This window comes from Shewanella sp. SR1, from assembly GCF_020447145.1.
GTDB classification, from domain to species: domain Bacteria; phylum Pseudomonadota; class Gammaproteobacteria; order Enterobacterales; family Shewanellaceae; genus Shewanella; species Shewanella baltica.
In genome coordinates this window covers 57903-72774 of the sequence record NZ_JAJAEF010000010.1, presented here as the reverse complement: position 1 = coordinate 72774, position 14872 = coordinate 57903, and the positions used below count along the sequence as shown (strand labels likewise).

Sequence of the window (14872 nt, the reverse complement as noted above, 5' to 3'; positions counted from 1 at the left end):
TCTACAGCGGAGCCATTCTACACTATGCCCCGCGTTTTTATGAAGCCATTTGCATTGTGTGGGTTAACGCAATGGGATCAAGTGCTGTGATTTTCAGCAGAACGATCGAATTTATGTAACAAATATCGCAATAGCAGTCTCATTCGATAGGCTTTTTATCCTAGCGATTTGCGCTCAAAATGAAAAAAGGCGCACTGAGCGCCTTTTGTCTTCACCACGGCAAGGTTTTACTGTGCCAGTTGGTTCTCGAGTTTGCGTAGAGCGACTTTTAGCTTGCGGGTATTTTCTGGACCCATACGGATCAGCAGTTTTTGCGCGCTAGGTAGTGCCTCTAAGTTAGGGTCAACAAATTGATAGTTAACGCTAATAGAGCTCAGCTCAATCGGATCTTCAATGATAGGCGCCGCGAGCAGTATTTTAATCGCTTGCAGCATTCTGTCGTTGAATTTAGCGTTGCTGTAGCCGAGTTCGGTAAAGGCTTCCTCTAGCATAGGCGTCATTTGCTTATAGGTGACCATTAACGTCTGTTCGTCCATTTTGGCAATCGAGTCAACATAGGCATCGTATCTGTGGAAACCCTCAGGATTTAAATACACTTTGTTGGTGATTTCAGAAACCGAGAAATGCTTCTCTGGGCCTTTGAGTGGACTCACTTTACGGGTCAATTCGCCCTGAGCTAAGTTATCGACAAACACCACAAATTGGCGCGCGAGATCTTGCTGCACTAATGCAGAACCCAGCACATTGTTATCGATAATGGCGAGGGCTTTTTGTTGTACGAATGCATCACTTTCAGCCAGTGCAGGTACAGGTTCAGCAATAACTTCCGGCTCAGTTACCGCAGGGGTTTCTGTGCTGTTGGTGTTTGTTTCTGTAACAGCAGGCGTCGTCTCAGTGGTTTCTGGCTCTGGCGCACTTTCGAGCGTCATTGGCTCAGATGGCGGTGTTTCAGGCAATACAATTGGCGCGTTAGGGATGAGTTTAGGTGAATCTGAGTCACCGCTGTAGTAATAATATCCTCCGGCAGAAAGTAGCACGACGAGCACTATCGCAAAAAGCGCAAAGCGATTACTGCTAGAAGAAGTCTCTTGAGGTGTTATTCTATCATCTTGATTAACTTGCATTTTACATCCTTCGCTTGAGTGTCAAGGTAACTTGGTGAATACATGCAGCTAACATTAAAGTGCAAGAGCGGACTATTGGAATACCGCTGGTTCATTTTGCAAGTTTCCATGCGCTTGTCTATAGCGCTTAGCTGAACATAAACAATTTATTTTGAGTATCGAGGCAGATGTCACTCCTCGGCCTTTACCCTTTACTGCCTAAGCCTGCACATAGTGCTGCTTGTGCCCGAGCCAGCGTAAGATAATCGCATCGACTTTTTCGGGGGCCTGCGCCATCACATGATTTGCCAGTTTTTGAATATGCGGGATCAAAGCTTGATCGCGCACCAGATCGGCAATTTTCAGCTCGGCCAGTCCCGTTTGCTTAGTGCCAAGCACTTCACCTGGGCCACGAATTTCTAAATCTTTCTGCGCTATGATAAAACCGTCATTACTTTGCCTGAGTACACTCAGTCTTTGGGTGGCGGTATGGCTCAATGGCGCCTTGTAGAGTAACACACAATGGCTTGCGATGGCGCCTCGACCGACTCGTCCGCGCAGTTGGTGTAGTTGTGCCAAACCTAAACGTTCAGGGTTTTCAATGATCATCAGGCTGGAATTAGGCACATCGACGCCGACTTCAATCACGGTTGTCGCCACCAGTAAATGAATTATGCCCGCCTTAAAATCGGCCATAATTTGCTGTTTTTCGGCACTCTTCAACCTGCCATGCACGAGGCCGATATTGAGCTCGGGCAGGGCGAGGCGCAGTTCTTCGGCCGTGTCTTCGGCGGCTTGGCATTCGAGCACTTCGGATTCTTCAATCAGAGTGCACACCCAATAGGCCTGACGTTTATCTGTGATGACGGAGTTACGCACCCGTTCGAGCACTTCGTTGCGGCGTGAATCGGCAATCGCCACTGTGGTCACAGGTGTCCGTCCCGGCGGCAGTTCATCGATAATGGATGTGTCGAGATCCGCATAGGCCGTCATCGCCAGCGTGCGCGGGATCGGCGTTGCCGTCATGATCAATTGATGCGGGTGGAAACCTTGGTTCACGCCTTTTTCACGCAGACCTAAACGTTGGTGTACACCGAATCTGTGCTGCTCATCTATGATAATTAACGCGAGTTTGCTAAAGACCACATGCTGCTGGAAGATAGCATGGGTACCAATCACCATCTGGGCGGCGCCGGATTCAATATCCGCAAGGGATTGCGCTCTGACCCTACCTTTGAGTTTACCCGCCAGCCAACCGACTTTAAGTCCGAGTGGCTCAAACCAAGCGGCAAAGTTAGTCGCATGTTGCTCGGCCAATAGCTCTGTTGGCGCCATCATGGCAACTTGATAACCGTTTTCAATCGCTTGCAGCGCAGCCATCGCCGCGACTAAGGTTTTACCTGAACCAACATCCCCTTGCACTAAGCGCATCATAGGGTGCGGTTTTTCTAAATCTTTGCCTATATCGGCCACCACTCTTTGCTGGGCGCCCGTGGGCTTAAAGGGCAAAGCGGCGAGGAAGGGATTGAGCAACTGCCCCGTGGCCTGCATGGTGACAGCAGCGTCTAAATTACTGCGCTGTCTTAGACGTAACATGCTGAGATTATGGGCGAGTAATTCTTCCTGCACGAGTCGCTGCTGTGCTGGGTGTTGGCCTAACTCTAAATCGAACTGAGATATCCCCGCAGGAGGCCGATGCAGCGTTTGCAGCGCTTGTTTAAGGCTGATGTTGTTTGGTTGCAACCGCGGTGGCAGCAGCTCAGTTAAGCCGCCATCTTCCAGTAATACCAAAGCTTGCTCGGTCAGCTTGAGCCAACTCGCCTGTTTTAAGCCCTCAGTTGTGGGATAAATCGGCGTTAGGGTATCACTCAGATGAACATCTTCACCGGGATACACGACTTTATATTCTGGATGCACTATCTCAGCTTGATGGCCGCCACGGCGCACTTCACCGTAGGCGCGGATCATCAAACCATTTTGCATGGCATTACGCTGGGCGACGGAAAAGTTAAAAAAGCGCAGGCTCAAGCTGCCTGTATCGTCGCGCACATTGCAGACCAGCATACGCTTGCGGCCTTGAATGATCTGCGTCGATTGGATTTCAGCTTCTATGGTGCCGTAACTGCCGGGCATAAGGGCGGCAATCGGATAGATTTGGGTTCTGTCTTCGTAGCGCAGGGGTAAGTGAAACAGCAGATCTTGTACTGTTGTGATGCCGAGCTTTGCGAGTTTCTCCGCGACCTTTTTGGCGACGCCTTTGAGGTCGGTGATCGGAACAAGATCCAATTGCTGCAAGTCGTTAGCACTCAATCACTGTGAATTTATACATATATTAACAGAGAATAAGCGTAAGGCAATCTCAAGCAGAATGAGGGACTTATTTGCCAGCATAACTAACGTCAGTTTGCGGCCCTTAGGTTTCGGCTAAGGCCGCAAAAATTGTCGATATGAACGAAAGAGTAGTTAACCGTGAGCGTGATTACAGCCAGCCCTTTTGTTTGGCGATACGGGCGGCGTCGATTCGGTTGCTGGCATTGAGTTTAGCTATGGCTTCGGAGAGGTAGTTACGCACTGTGCCTTCGGCAATAAAGAGGGTTTCGGCGATGTCGGCGGTGGATTTGCCTTCACTGGCGAGGCGTAGAGCGCGGCGCTCTTTATCGTTGAGTGGGTCGACGTCACCAATTGCCATCATGGCAAGTTCAGGATCGATCACTCGTTTTCCCGCCATAACTTGTTGAATCGCGTTGACTAAGGTTTCTGAGGGCGCATCTTTTAGCAGAAAACCGCCGACACCGGCTTCGATAGCGCGTTTGATATACCCCGCGCGGCCGAAGGTGGTGATGACCACGACCTTAGTTTGACTATGTTGATCCTTTAACCAAGCTGCTAGCTCTAGGCCTGTGCGGCCAGGCATTTCGATGTCGGTTAGCAAGAGATCAAAGCTTTGCTGTTTGAGTAGACTTAGGGCTTCATCGCCGTCACTCGCTTGGGTGATATTAAAGCCTCCCGCAAGCGTGAGGAGTGCGGCGAGCGCGCCTCGCACCATGGCTTGGTCTTCCGCCAATAAAATCTTCATTAATCTGTTGCTCCCTGCAAAGGTAAACTGACGGTAAATGCATATCCCTGTTCGAGATTATAGCTCAAGCTGCCGCCTAAGCTGTCAAGACGTTCGCGTATCCCCGTGAGGCCATTGCCTTCAGCGATAGGTTTACTTGGGCCGTTATCTTTGACCACAACGACTAGCCTATCTGGTTGCTGAATAAAGTCGATAATACATTGACTTGCGCCGCTATGACGTAAAATATTATTCACCAGTTCAGTGACAATTAACCCCAGCTGGCTCTCCATTCTGGCGGGCAGTTTAGGGATATTGCCTGTCAGCTCGACACTGACTCCTTTTTCCCTCAATAGTTTACACAGTTGTGTCACGCTATCCGCGAGACCCTTATGTTTGTAGTCAGATACGGTATGGCGAATTTGGCTGAGGCTCTCACGGGCAATTTGACCGAGTTCATTAAGCTGGATTGTGGCCAGTTGGTATTCTTGTTTTGCCAGCAGTTTTTCGGCCAGTTCCGCCTTAAGCGCAATCGAAGACAAGCTGTGGCCCATGATGTCGTGTAGATCGCGGGCAATGCGTTCTCGCTCAACCATAGCCGCTAAGGTACTAATTTCTTGAGTGCTTTGCTGTTCTTTCAATTTATGTTGATGACGCCTGCGTTCGGCAACGCCAAACATGCCTACACCGAGTACCAATCCTGAGCCGTAAAGCGGAAAGTAGTAACTGTTAAAGTCGTAAATCTCATTGAGGGCAAACAACAGGCCGATTAAGGCGGCAATAGCCAACAGACAGGTTCTGAGAGGGTAAAAAAAGCCAATGAAAAAAGCGGCAAAGGTGAATAACGAGATAGATCCCGGGTTGATTGGGGTGATTGCTGTGGCGATGGCCACCATCATCAGAATGGGGCGATAGGCGCTATTCTGATTGCACTTATAGGCCCAAAAATAACTGGCAATAAAAGGAACGAGCACGGCAAAGCTAAGGGCGATTTTCCATGCTGGATACGCATTGATGGCAAGCGGAATAAGATAAAACACTAAGTTTATCAAATACACCCAAGCGAGTTTTCGTTCGAGCTGAAGATGCGTGCTGATCATAATGCCTCAATGCAACTGTGTTATTTATTCTATTTAGGGATTGGCGCTGGGGTCAGCGCCATCAGTCTCTGTTAACAACTTGGTCTAGTTTGCACTTAATTGCTGATTTTGTTGAAGCAAAAATTTTGCCCAACCGTAATCTGCTTGCACTTTGATCGCCTGTTGCCAATCTTCACTCGCGCCTTGGCTATCGCCTAATTCCTGTTTAGCTAGCCCGCGCCACGTGTAAGCTTCGGCTTCCCCCCAACAAATGTCGTCGCAAGGTTGGGCGAATCTTTCTATTGCCGTGGTGGCGAGCGTCTTAGCATTTTGCATGCTGCCGCCAAACATAGCAGGCGTGTTATAGGCGGCGATCGCCTTAACCAACGCGACCCGTGGATTTTGGGGTTCTAACTGCTCGGCGTTGGCAATGGCTTTGGCTGATTTCATCCCGAGAGTTGCGCCTTTGCTATTGTCTAAGGCGATTTGCATGCCATAAACCGACGATAACAGCGCGAGGGATTCCGCGTCAGCTTGGCTGGTTTCTAAGGCTTCTAATGCAGTTTGTGCATTAGTCAGTGCACTGCTGGCGAGGGCTTTTTGTCCCATGACATTGGCGCTAATGGCTAAGCGATAGTTCGCATAGGCTTTGTCGTAATCTTGGGTGCTGGCACTCAGTTGTTGCAGCTGCGCTAGGTTCATCGAGTTTGAGGCCGCATCTATGCTGGTGATGTTGGCGTTAGAGGGCGACGCTGCAAACGCGTGGCTGCTGATAAGCGCTAAGCTTGAGACGATTAATAATGTTTTCATGGTATTTCCTTATTGAGTAAGTTTCCCCGTGTTTGGGTACGGACTCATTATCAGAAATTCGACAGGAGAAATGCAGACACAAAGGTCATGGCTTTCGCATGACAAATGTCATCAGTTTAAGGGTGTTAAATTTGTCTTTTTTTAAAAGTGCGAAACCCAGATAGCAAAACACCGGAGAGGCTCCGGTGTTTTAAGTGGGTATTACCGCTGAGTGTTATACCAAAGCTTGAGCGCTCGCTTGGTTAATCAGGTAACCCATATAACCTAAATAGGTCAGTAGCAGCACAGAACCTTCGCGGCGGCCGATGCGTAATCCCGTCCATGCAAAAGGCAGAATCACTATGGCTAAAGCTAACATCACCATGAAGTCGAAGGGTTGGAAACCGAGTGACGATACTGGATGAACTATGGCAGTAACACCTAAAATGCCCAAAATATTGAACAGGTTAGAACCCACAACGTTACCGATAGCGATATCGCTTTGACCTTTTAGTGCCGCAATCACTGAGGTCACTAACTCTGGCATACTGGTACCAATCGCCACGATCGTTAAGCCGATAATGACTTCACTCACGCCGAAGGTTTTCGCTAAATCGACTGCGCCGTTTACAAACAGAATACCGCCGCCAACTAACATGCTAATGCCGACTAGGATGAACAGGCCAGAAAGCAGTGGGTTATTCGGCCCCGCTTCAATCTCTTCTTCATTCTTGCTGTTTTTCGAGCTGATATAGCTAAAGGTTAAATATCCAACCAGTAGTGAAAGTAAAACCACACCGTCAATCAGGCTGAGTTCGCCGTCTAACAAGAGTCCCCAGAACAGCATAGACGCCAAGATCATCAAAGGGATATCGCGCTTCACTACTTGGGATTGCACTTGGATAGGGCGGATTAAAGCCGTGATCGCTAAGATCAAACCTATGTTGGCAATGTTGGAGCCGATAACGTTACCTAAGGCGATACCACTGTTTCCGGCGAGGGCAGATTTGACACTCACAGCCAGTTCTGGTGCGCTAGTACCAAAGGCAACAATAGTTAAGCCTATGATAAGTGGCGTAATACCTAAGCGTAGGGCGATAGCACTCGCGCCACGCACTAGGGCTTCGGCGCCTAAGGTTAAAATAATAAAACCGCCAATAATCGAGAGTGTAATGAGCATCACGGGACTTTGTTAAACCTATATTGAATGAGAAAGTACAAGGGAACCATCCCTTAGCCGACAGGCGCACATGATACGTGGTTTTATCGAAATTTGACAGAATATGTCATAAAAAAGCACGCCGAGGCGTGCTAGATTTGTGTCGATAACCACATTGGGCATCACTCTGTTTAGCTGAGCTATTTTTGCGTTAACTCATCTTCCCAGCGAACTTGGGCGCCACGAATACCATCAACTCGTTCGCTAAAGGCTTTTTCAAGCACATGGCGTTTGATCTTAAGCGTCGGCGTCAGTACATCGTTCTCAATCGTCCAAGGGTCGTTAACCACGATAATGGCATCCACATGTTCGTGTGACTCTAAGTGCGGATTCACGCTATCGAGTGTCGCTTTGAGTGAAGCGCGGACTTCTTCGCGGGCCTGTAAACTAGCGCCTTCGGATAATTGCACTAATGCGACCGGGTGCGGCAGGCCTGAGCCAATCACGCAGATCAGTTCAACATGCGGGTCCTGCGCCAATTTACGTTCGATAGGCACGGGTGCCACATATTTTCCCTTGGCGGTTTTGAAGTTGTCTTTCACTCGGCCGGTAATGGTCACGCAACCATCGGCATCGATAGAACATAAATCGCCAGTGTGGAAGAAACCATCGGCGTCGAAGGCTGCCGCAGTGGCTTCGGGCTGTAGATAATAAGCCGTCATCAACCCTGGACTCTTAAGCAGTAGCTCACCATCTTCCCCTTGGCGGATCTGACAATCCTCAACCGGGCGACCTACTGTGCCAATTTTACGGGCATCGAAGGGGTAGTTGATAATCGAGTAGGCGCAGTTTTCTGTCATACCCCAAGCTTCACAGATATTCAGACCAATGCTGTGATACCAGTGGATCAGCGACGGCGGAATGGGCGCAGAGCCAGAGCCGAGCAAACGACAATGGTTCAAACCTAAGCCTTTATGGATTTTGTGCTTCACTAAGCTGCTGATTAACGGGATCTTCAGCAATAGATTCAGTTTACTAACACCAATTTTGTCTATGATGTTTTTCTGGAACAGGCTCCACAAACGCGGCACTGAGAAGAATACCGTCGGTTTTGCCCTTTGCACGTCGGCGACGAAGGAGTCGAGACTCTCGACGAAGGCGACCACGCTGCCGGAATAGAAGGATGAACCTTCAATCGCGACGCGCTCTGTGATGTGCGCTAAAGGCAAATAGGATAACAGTCTGTCATTGCCGTCGGTGCGTAAATCACGCACTACCGCTTGGCAAGTCCAGCCATAGCTAGCGAAGGTTTGAATCGCGCCCTTAGGTTGACCCGTTGAGCCAGAGGTATAGATAAGTGTCATCACTTGATCAGGCGTCGGTAGCGGGGCATCAACTAGGGGATAACCTAGTTTAAGTAATTGTTCCCATTGATATTGGGCTGGCATTGTATCGTAGGGCATAGCAAGACGTAGCAGCTCGCCGCCGACACCGGCTTCTTGGTCGGCCCAATGGTCGAGCTTGCCGAGGAAAATGGCTTTTGCACCGCTGTGTTGCAGCACATAGCGAATGGTATCTGTGTTGGCCGTTGGGTAAATCGGCACGCTGACATAGCCGCCGTGCATTAACGCAAGGTCGGTGATAAACCATTCGGCGCAGTTTTTAGAGAGTACGGCAATCTTATCACCGCGCTCTAGGCCTAGATGCTGTAAGGCACCGGCCAGTTGCTGAACTTTTTCTTGAACTTCGGCCCAAGTAAAATCAAGGAATTGACCCTTGATAGGTTGGCGTAAATAGACTTGATCCCCCTGAGTCTTAGCCCAGTGCGCCAGCATTTCAATTGGCGTCTTAATCGCTGTATCCATTGGCAATTCCCTGTTCTTTATTGTTATTTTGGCTGCACCCAGTATGGCGAGTTTTGTGAGCCCGCGCAAATAGTTTACAGGATTGTAAAATATGAGAATGGAGCCCAAAGCCTACAAGCTGAGTATGAAAATAAGATGAAGAGAATGGCAAGCGTCAGAGAGGCTGGTGACGGCAACAAAAAAGGCGCCGCAGCGCCTTTTTGTTGGTTGAAGGGGAATGCCAGAGCTTACAGCTCCATCACGCCATCCATTTCAACTTGAGAATCCTTCGGCAATTGCTTCACGCCGATAGCTGCACGGGCAGGGTATGGCTGGCTGAAGTAACGGCTCATGATTTCATTCACTTTTGCAAAGTGGCTTAAATCAATCAGGAAGATGTTGAGCTTAACGATATCGTTGATTGAACCGCCCGCAGCAGTACAAACTGCCGTTAGGTTTTCAAATACTTGCACCACTTGCGCTTCAAAATCATCGCTGACAATTTGCATTGTGCTTGGCACAAGCGGAATTTGGCCGGATAAATACACTGTGCTGCCGACTTTGACGGCCTGTGAATAAGTGCCGATGGCCGCAGGGGCGTTTTCGGTCGCTATAATGATTTTTTCTGCCATGACGCTCTCTCTAATGTTGAGTTAATTAACGATTACGGGACGTACGCAGCACTTCGGGCAGTACCCTAATTCGGCGCATCACGTTGGCTAAATGGATCCTGTCTTTCACCGAAATCCGCAGGTTGATCAAATACACGCGGCCATCTCGTTCCTCTGTACTGAGGTTGTGAATGTTCGAGCCTTCGGCGGCAATGATCGAGGTGATCTTCGCCAGTGCGCCTTGGTGGTTAACGATTTCGACCCGCAGGTTGGCTTGGTAATCAACGCCTTCGACATTATCCCATTGCACAGGAATATACTTGTCAGGCTCGCCTTGATAACCACGAATGTTGGCGCAGTTTTCCATGTGCACCACTAAGCCCTTACCTTGGCTCACGTGGGCAATTACGGCATCACCAGGGATTGGGCGGCAACAGTTGGCGAAGGTAACGAGCATGCCTTCGGCGCCACGAATTGGCATCATGTGGCCGTCGCGGCTTTCTTGATTCTCAAGATTATCGCCAATCAAACGCTGGGCGATAACAATGCTCATGGCATTGCCTAGGCCGATGTCGGCGAGCAGTGAATCGAGCGTGGTATGTTTAGTATCGCGAATGACTTTTTCAATCTGCTCAGGCGGAATACTGTCGAGCTTAGTCTTGCCGAGCGCATGGTTGAGCAGGCGGCGACCAAGCGCAATCGCGTCATCACCCTTAAGGCTCTTTAGCACTTGGCGGATTTTAGCGCGGGCCTTACCTGTTACCACAAAGTTTAACCAAGCGGCATTCGGGCGCGCGCCTTTAGCGGTAATGATTTCAACGGTTTGGCCTGAAATTAACGGCTGGCTGAGCGGATACGCTTGGCGGTTAACACGGGCACCGACGCAGGTATTACCCACATCTGTATGCACTTCGTAGGCAAAGTCTACCGCGGTGGCATTCACGGGTAATTCCAGAATGCGACCTTCAGGGGTGAACACATAAATCTCTTCTGGGAAGAGTTCAGTCTTCACGTTTTCAACGAATTCGAATGAGGTGCTGGCGCTTTGTTGTAATTCCAACAAGCTTTGCATCCACTTACGGGCACGCACTTGAGTCGTCGTGCCTTGGCCTGTTTGCGCACCGCCTTTGTAGGCCCAGTGTGCGGCAACCCCTTTGTCGGCCATCTGGTCCATATCTTCGGTACGAATTTGGATCTCAACGGGCACGCCGTGTGGACCAAACAAAGAGGTATGGAGTGACTGATAGCCGTTGGCTTTAGGGATAGCGATATAATCTTTGAAACGACCGGGGCGAGGTTTATACAGTCCGTGCATGGCGCCGAGTACGCGATAACAAGTGTCGATGGAATCGACTATCACCCTAAAGGCGTAGATATCCATCACTTCTTGGAATTGCAGCTCTTTACTCTGCATCTTGTTATAGATGGAGTAGAGATTTTTCTCGCGGCCTTTAACTTTCCCTGGAATACCAGCATCGTTTAAGCGCGTATAAACAGCGGCTTCAATGCCTTGGATCAATTCTTTGCGATTGCCACGGGCGGCTTTAACGACTTCTTTAAGCACCCGATATCGCATGGGGTAATACGCTTGGAAACCTAAGTCTTCTAACTCTGTCTTGATGTTATGGATACCGAGACGGTTAGCGATGGGCGCGTAGATTTCTAAGGTTTCACGGGCGATACGGCGACGTTTGTCGGGACGCAGGGCACCTAAGGTACGCATATTGTGGGTTCTATCGGCAAGCTTGATGAGGATAACGCGGATATCCTGCGTCATCGCCATCATCATTTTACGGAAGTTTTCAGCCTGAGCTTCTTTCTTGTCGCGAAATTTTAGCTTATCGAGTTTTGACACGCCTTCGACGAGCTCGGCCACCGCGACACCGAATAGTTCGGCTAAATCGTCTTTGGTGACATGAGTATCTTCGATAGTGTCGTGGAGCAGTGCTGCCATCAGCGTCTCATGATCAAGACGCATGTCAGCAAGGATGCGGGCAACCGCAACCGGATGAGTAATATAAGGTTCGCCACTCGTGCGCATTTGCCCTTCGTGGGCATCGCGCGCAATCTGGTACGCCTGCTTGAGCAATTCTACCTGTTCGGGTTCTAAGTAACCGGAAGCAGACTCCTTTAGACCTTCAAACAGATACAAGTGGCAGCTCTCCTTTTACCTAAACAGGTGTTTACTCAACAACTCTTATAATGAACGGCCTTCAGCAATGGCTGAAACTGCTGCAATTTCAGCTGCTTCACGTTCACGTACCGTTTGACGCTCATCGGCATCTAAGGTGTGAGCGTTAACTAAACCTAGTTCGATTTCACGCAGGGCGATAACCGTTGGTTTGTCGTTCATCTCTTCAACCATAGGGTCTTTACCCTGCACGGCGATTTGGCGAGCACGACGCGCCGCAACCAAGATCATATCAAAACGGTTGCCGATTTGTTCTACGGCGTCTTCTACAGTTACGCGAGCCATGTGTTGAAACTCCAGTTTATCTAGGGAAAAAATGACGCAAAATTGTACACTATGACAGTTGGCCTGCCAACAGATCGTTAAGCATATCATTTTGCGCGTGGATCTGACTAGCACAGGTTAAGCGCTGACTGCGAATGATGGCACGCAAATCAGCTAACGCAGTGTCAAAATCGTCGTTGACGATAATAAAATCATATTCTTTATAGTGGGACATTTCCGATACGGCTTGTGCCATACGGCTGGCGATCACATCGCTACTGTCTTGTCCACGGCCAGTGAGGCGGCGTTCTAGCTCGGCTTTCGAGGGTGGCAGAATAAACACACCAACGGCATCGGGCATCACAGCTTTAACTTGCTCAGCACCTTGCCAGTCGATATCGAGGAAAACATCGATACCTTGGGTGAGCGTATGCTCAATCACATGGCGCGAGGTACCATAGTAATTGCCGAACACTTCTGCCCATTCAAAAAAGGCATTTTCAGCAATTAACGCTTTGAATTGTTCAACATTAACGAAGTGATAGTGCTGACCATCGACTTCACCTGGGCGTGGCGCGCGGGTGGTATGTGATACCGAAACCTGCATGTCAGCGGGCTTGTCTTTAAGCAAGGCCGAGATCAGCGAGGATTTACCTGCGCCACTTGGCGCCGACACAATAAATAAATTTCCGCGTGCGGTCATGAGCTAAATATCCAATTGGTTAACGCAAGAAGGGCCCAGAAAGCCGAGCATTATACCGATTTTGACCATAGAAATACTAGGGCTTGTAGGCCAGCAATTTAAGCCTATTTTAGATTTACTTCGATATTATGCGCATTTTTATCCGACTAGGGTCGTAGGCACTGACAATTGCGGGTAAATTGGTTACGCTCGTGCGAATAAGGCAATGAGTGTCTTTTTGTATCTCGTTTTTACAACAATAAAGGAAGGGTCGTGCTGTTAAAATCTCTTTTCTGCCTTCACGGGCGTGATTCTCGTCCCCGCTTTGTCGCAATCAGTGTTGGCGTTTACGTCTGTATTGCACTTGCCGCCGCTGCTTTTGGGGCTAATTTCCTGATGTATTTACTGGCATTGTTGGGCTTACCTTTATTAGGGCTCGCCAGTTTGCGTCGTTTGGCCGATGCCGATAAATCAAAAGGCTTGATTGGCGTATTCCTATTACCCTTATTTATTTTCATCTGGCTGTTAACGGCCGATGTGCATATTGCCTTGATCGGCTTGAGTTTAGTGTTAGCCGCTGGACTGACGTTTTGGGGCTGGCGTTTACCTGCGCCAACCATAGTCGATTATCGCTACGGTTATTTCGGCCCTGAGCTGGATGCGCCGACATCACAAGCTATGCCTAGGCGCCGTGTGGAGCCGACGATCGTTCCAAAGGCGGCGGCTAAAGAGATAGAAACTCAAGAGGTTGCCGCAAGACAGGCAGCCAAATCGACTGCCCATATTCAAGCGCAGCCTCAAGTTGAGCGACATGAGCCGCATGTTGAGCAGTCGCATGCGCAGGCCATTAGTGCCGCAACGGCCTCTGAGCCTGAGGTGGATTTATCTGCCCATGTTGAACCCATTGCCTCTGAACCCATTGCTGCTGAATCTAATGTTGCAGAACCTATTGTCGCCTCGACTATGAGCGCGGCGGATGCCGAGCTTGAGGCCCAGCGCCAAGATGAACTGCGTTTTGATGCCCTTACTCGGATGACGCAAAATCCTGCCGATTTTGTGGTGCCCGACAGTCATGCGGATTTTCGCCCCGCTAACGCCAGTCGTGTCGAACAGACCAATATTGATTTAGTCGACGTTGATGTCGCTAATGTTGATTTAAAACATGTCGACTTTAACGCGGCCCAATTAGATCCTGCCGAACGCAGTACAGAACCGGGTTGGCGTTTTGCCGCCGAAGAAGATGATGAGCCGGATAGCTTTAACGATCGAGATCATGCCGAAGAAGTGCGTCAACGCCGCGCCGAAGCGAAAGATTCTGGCTCGATGACCGAGCTGTTTCGCGGTTTGTTCGAGTTTTTAGCGCCGCTGAAACGTTTCTTCGTACTGCCTAAGATTAAGCTGCCTAAACTGGAACGCCGTTATTGGCGTCCTGCGGGGATAGGTTGTGGTGTTGTGGTCTTGCTCGCCTTGGTTTGGGGCCTTTGGCCAAGTGGCGACGCTGAGACGGGCGACGGGGCAGACGTGGTAACGGTTAACGCGATTGCGCCCTATGCGGGTGAGCGGGTGACGCTCGCGTTACCGGACGGCTTTTCTGTGGCGCTGGAGGATGACATCTTGATCATGCGTTGGCTCGGTGAGAAAGGTAAAGCGCAAAATCTGTGGTCCTTAGCGACGGCAAAGGGCGATAAAACCTGTAGTCTGTTGCCCTTTAACAATGGCACTGACTACCGCCCTGTGACTGTGGATTTGAAAGCCGACTCAGCAACCGAGGCGCGATTCACGCCACTCGACACTCAAGCCATCATAGTGGACCTTGCGCGCCGTGGCAGTATCAGCCTGTGTGGTTATAAGTTCAGCCTTAAGGGCAGCCAAGCGATATTGGAACAGAATCGCACTTTTGGTGATTACATCGCGCGTTGATTTAGACTGCAAGTTAGGTCGCAGCTTAGGCCTGCAACTTAAGTCGATAAAATTTCTGCTTAAATGCTAGTCACAATTAGAGGGGTAGATTACACTTTTGCTCCTCTTTTTCTCAAACCGCGTTTTAAATGCGTTATGCCTTGGTATTGGGCGCGGCGGTTTGGGGAAGCATCTT

At 49.6% G+C, this 14872-nt stretch carries 12 protein-coding genes; 1 reads left to right on the top strand and 11 read right to left on the bottom strand.

Translation table 11 applies throughout. The features are described from left to right. Positions 1 to 227: 227 nt before the first annotated feature. The 11 genes from KV201_RS11430 to gmk form a co-directional block, all read right to left on the bottom strand. Entirely contained in the window at positions 228 to 1124 is an 897-nt protein-coding gene (locus KV201_RS11430; protein WP_226059381.1) for a DUF3014 domain-containing protein, read from the bottom strand. A gap of 198 nt (positions 1125 to 1322) precedes the next feature. Continuing rightward, positions 1323 to 3398 (bottom strand): ATP-dependent DNA helicase RecG, encoded by a 2076-nt coding sequence (recG, locus tag KV201_RS11425; protein ID WP_226059380.1) that lies wholly within the window; start codon positions 3396 to 3398, stop codon positions 1323 to 1325. Between the two features lie 184 nt (positions 3399 to 3582). Continuing rightward, positions 3583 to 4179, bottom strand: coding sequence for a DNA-binding response regulator (locus KV201_RS11420; protein WP_011845584.1), 597 nt, complete (start codon positions 4177 to 4179; stop codon positions 3583 to 3585). Then, on the bottom strand, positions 4179 to 5258 hold the full coding sequence (locus tag KV201_RS11415) for a sensor histidine kinase (protein ID WP_226059379.1): 1080 nt from the start codon (positions 5256 to 5258) through the stop codon (positions 4179 to 4181). Before KV201_RS11415 ends, KV201_RS11420 begins: the two co-directional genes overlap by 1 nt. A gap of 84 nt (positions 5259 to 5342) precedes the next feature. Continuing rightward, positions 5343 to 6047, bottom strand: a complete 705-nt coding sequence (locus tag KV201_RS11410) for a hypothetical protein (RefSeq protein WP_226059378.1) — start codon at positions 6045 to 6047, stop codon at positions 5343 to 5345. A gap of 214 nt (positions 6048 to 6261) precedes the next feature. Then, positions 6262 to 7206: a calcium/sodium antiporter gene (locus tag KV201_RS11405; RefSeq protein WP_006079835.1), complete on the bottom strand. Its 945-nt coding sequence runs from the start codon at positions 7204 to 7206 to the stop codon at positions 6262 to 6264. Positions 7207 to 7385: 179 nt separating this feature from the next. Beyond that, entirely contained in the window at positions 7386 to 9050 is a 1665-nt protein-coding gene (locus KV201_RS11400; RefSeq protein WP_063885002.1) for an AMP-binding protein, read from the bottom strand. Between the two features lie 227 nt (positions 9051 to 9277). Further along, complete coding sequence (locus KV201_RS11395; protein ID WP_006079838.1) at positions 9278 to 9661, bottom strand: RidA family protein; 384 nt, start codon at positions 9659 to 9661, stop codon at positions 9278 to 9280. Between the two features lie 25 nt (positions 9662 to 9686). After that, complete coding sequence (spoT, locus tag KV201_RS11390) at positions 9687 to 11792, bottom strand: bifunctional GTP diphosphokinase/guanosine-3',5'-bis pyrophosphate 3'-pyrophosphohydrolase (protein WP_006079840.1); 2106 nt, start codon at positions 11790 to 11792, stop codon at positions 9687 to 9689. A 45-nt stretch (positions 11793 to 11837) separates the two neighbouring features. Next, positions 11838 to 12116 carry a DNA-directed RNA polymerase subunit omega gene (gene rpoZ / locus KV201_RS11385; RefSeq protein WP_006079841.1) on the bottom strand — a complete coding sequence of 93 codons (279 nt, stop codon included), beginning with the start codon at positions 12114 to 12116 and terminating at the stop codon, positions 11838 to 11840. A gap of 49 nt (positions 12117 to 12165) precedes the next feature. Beyond that, positions 12166 to 12798: a guanylate kinase gene (gene gmk, locus KV201_RS11380; protein ID WP_006079843.1), complete on the bottom strand. Its 633-nt coding sequence runs from the start codon at positions 12796 to 12798 to the stop codon at positions 12166 to 12168. 252 nt (positions 12799 to 13050) lie between these two features. On the opposite strand from gmk, the gene KV201_RS11375 reads away from it, so the two are divergent. Next, entirely contained in the window at positions 13051 to 14697 is a 1647-nt protein-coding gene (locus tag KV201_RS11375; protein ID WP_226059377.1) for a hypothetical protein, read from the top strand. Positions 14698 to 14872: the final 175 nt, after the last annotated feature.

Coding starts and splice junctions, on each gene's coding strand:
- KV201_RS11430 (WP_226059381.1), bottom strand. CDS start 1,124: ATGCAAGTTAATCAAGATGATAGAATAACACCTCAAGAGACTTCTTCT.
- KV201_RS11420 (WP_011845584.1), bottom strand. CDS start 4,179: ATGAAGATTTTATTGGCGGAAGACCAAGCCATGGTGCGAGGCGCGCTC.
- KV201_RS11415 (WP_226059379.1), bottom strand. CDS start 5,258: ATGATCAGCACGCATCTTCAGCTCGAACGAAAACTCGCTTGGGTGTAT.
- KV201_RS11410 (WP_226059378.1), bottom strand. CDS start 6,047: ATGAAAACATTATTAATCGTCTCAAGCTTAGCGCTTATCAGCAGCCAC.
- KV201_RS11405 (WP_006079835.1), bottom strand. CDS start 7,206: ATGCTCATTACACTCTCGATTATTGGCGGTTTTATTATTTTAACCTTA.
- KV201_RS11400 (WP_063885002.1), bottom strand. CDS start 9,050: ATGGATACAGCGATTAAGACGCCAATTGAAATGCTGGCGCACTGGGCT.
- KV201_RS11395 (WP_006079838.1), bottom strand. CDS start 9,661: ATGGCAGAAAAAATCATTATAGCGACCGAAAACGCCCCTGCGGCCATC.
- rpoZ (WP_006079841.1), bottom strand. CDS start 12,116: ATGGCTCGCGTAACTGTAGAAGACGCCGTAGAACAAATCGGCAACCGT.
- gmk (WP_006079843.1), bottom strand. CDS start 12,798: ATGACCGCACGCGGAAATTTATTTATTGTGTCGGCGCCAAGTGGCGCA.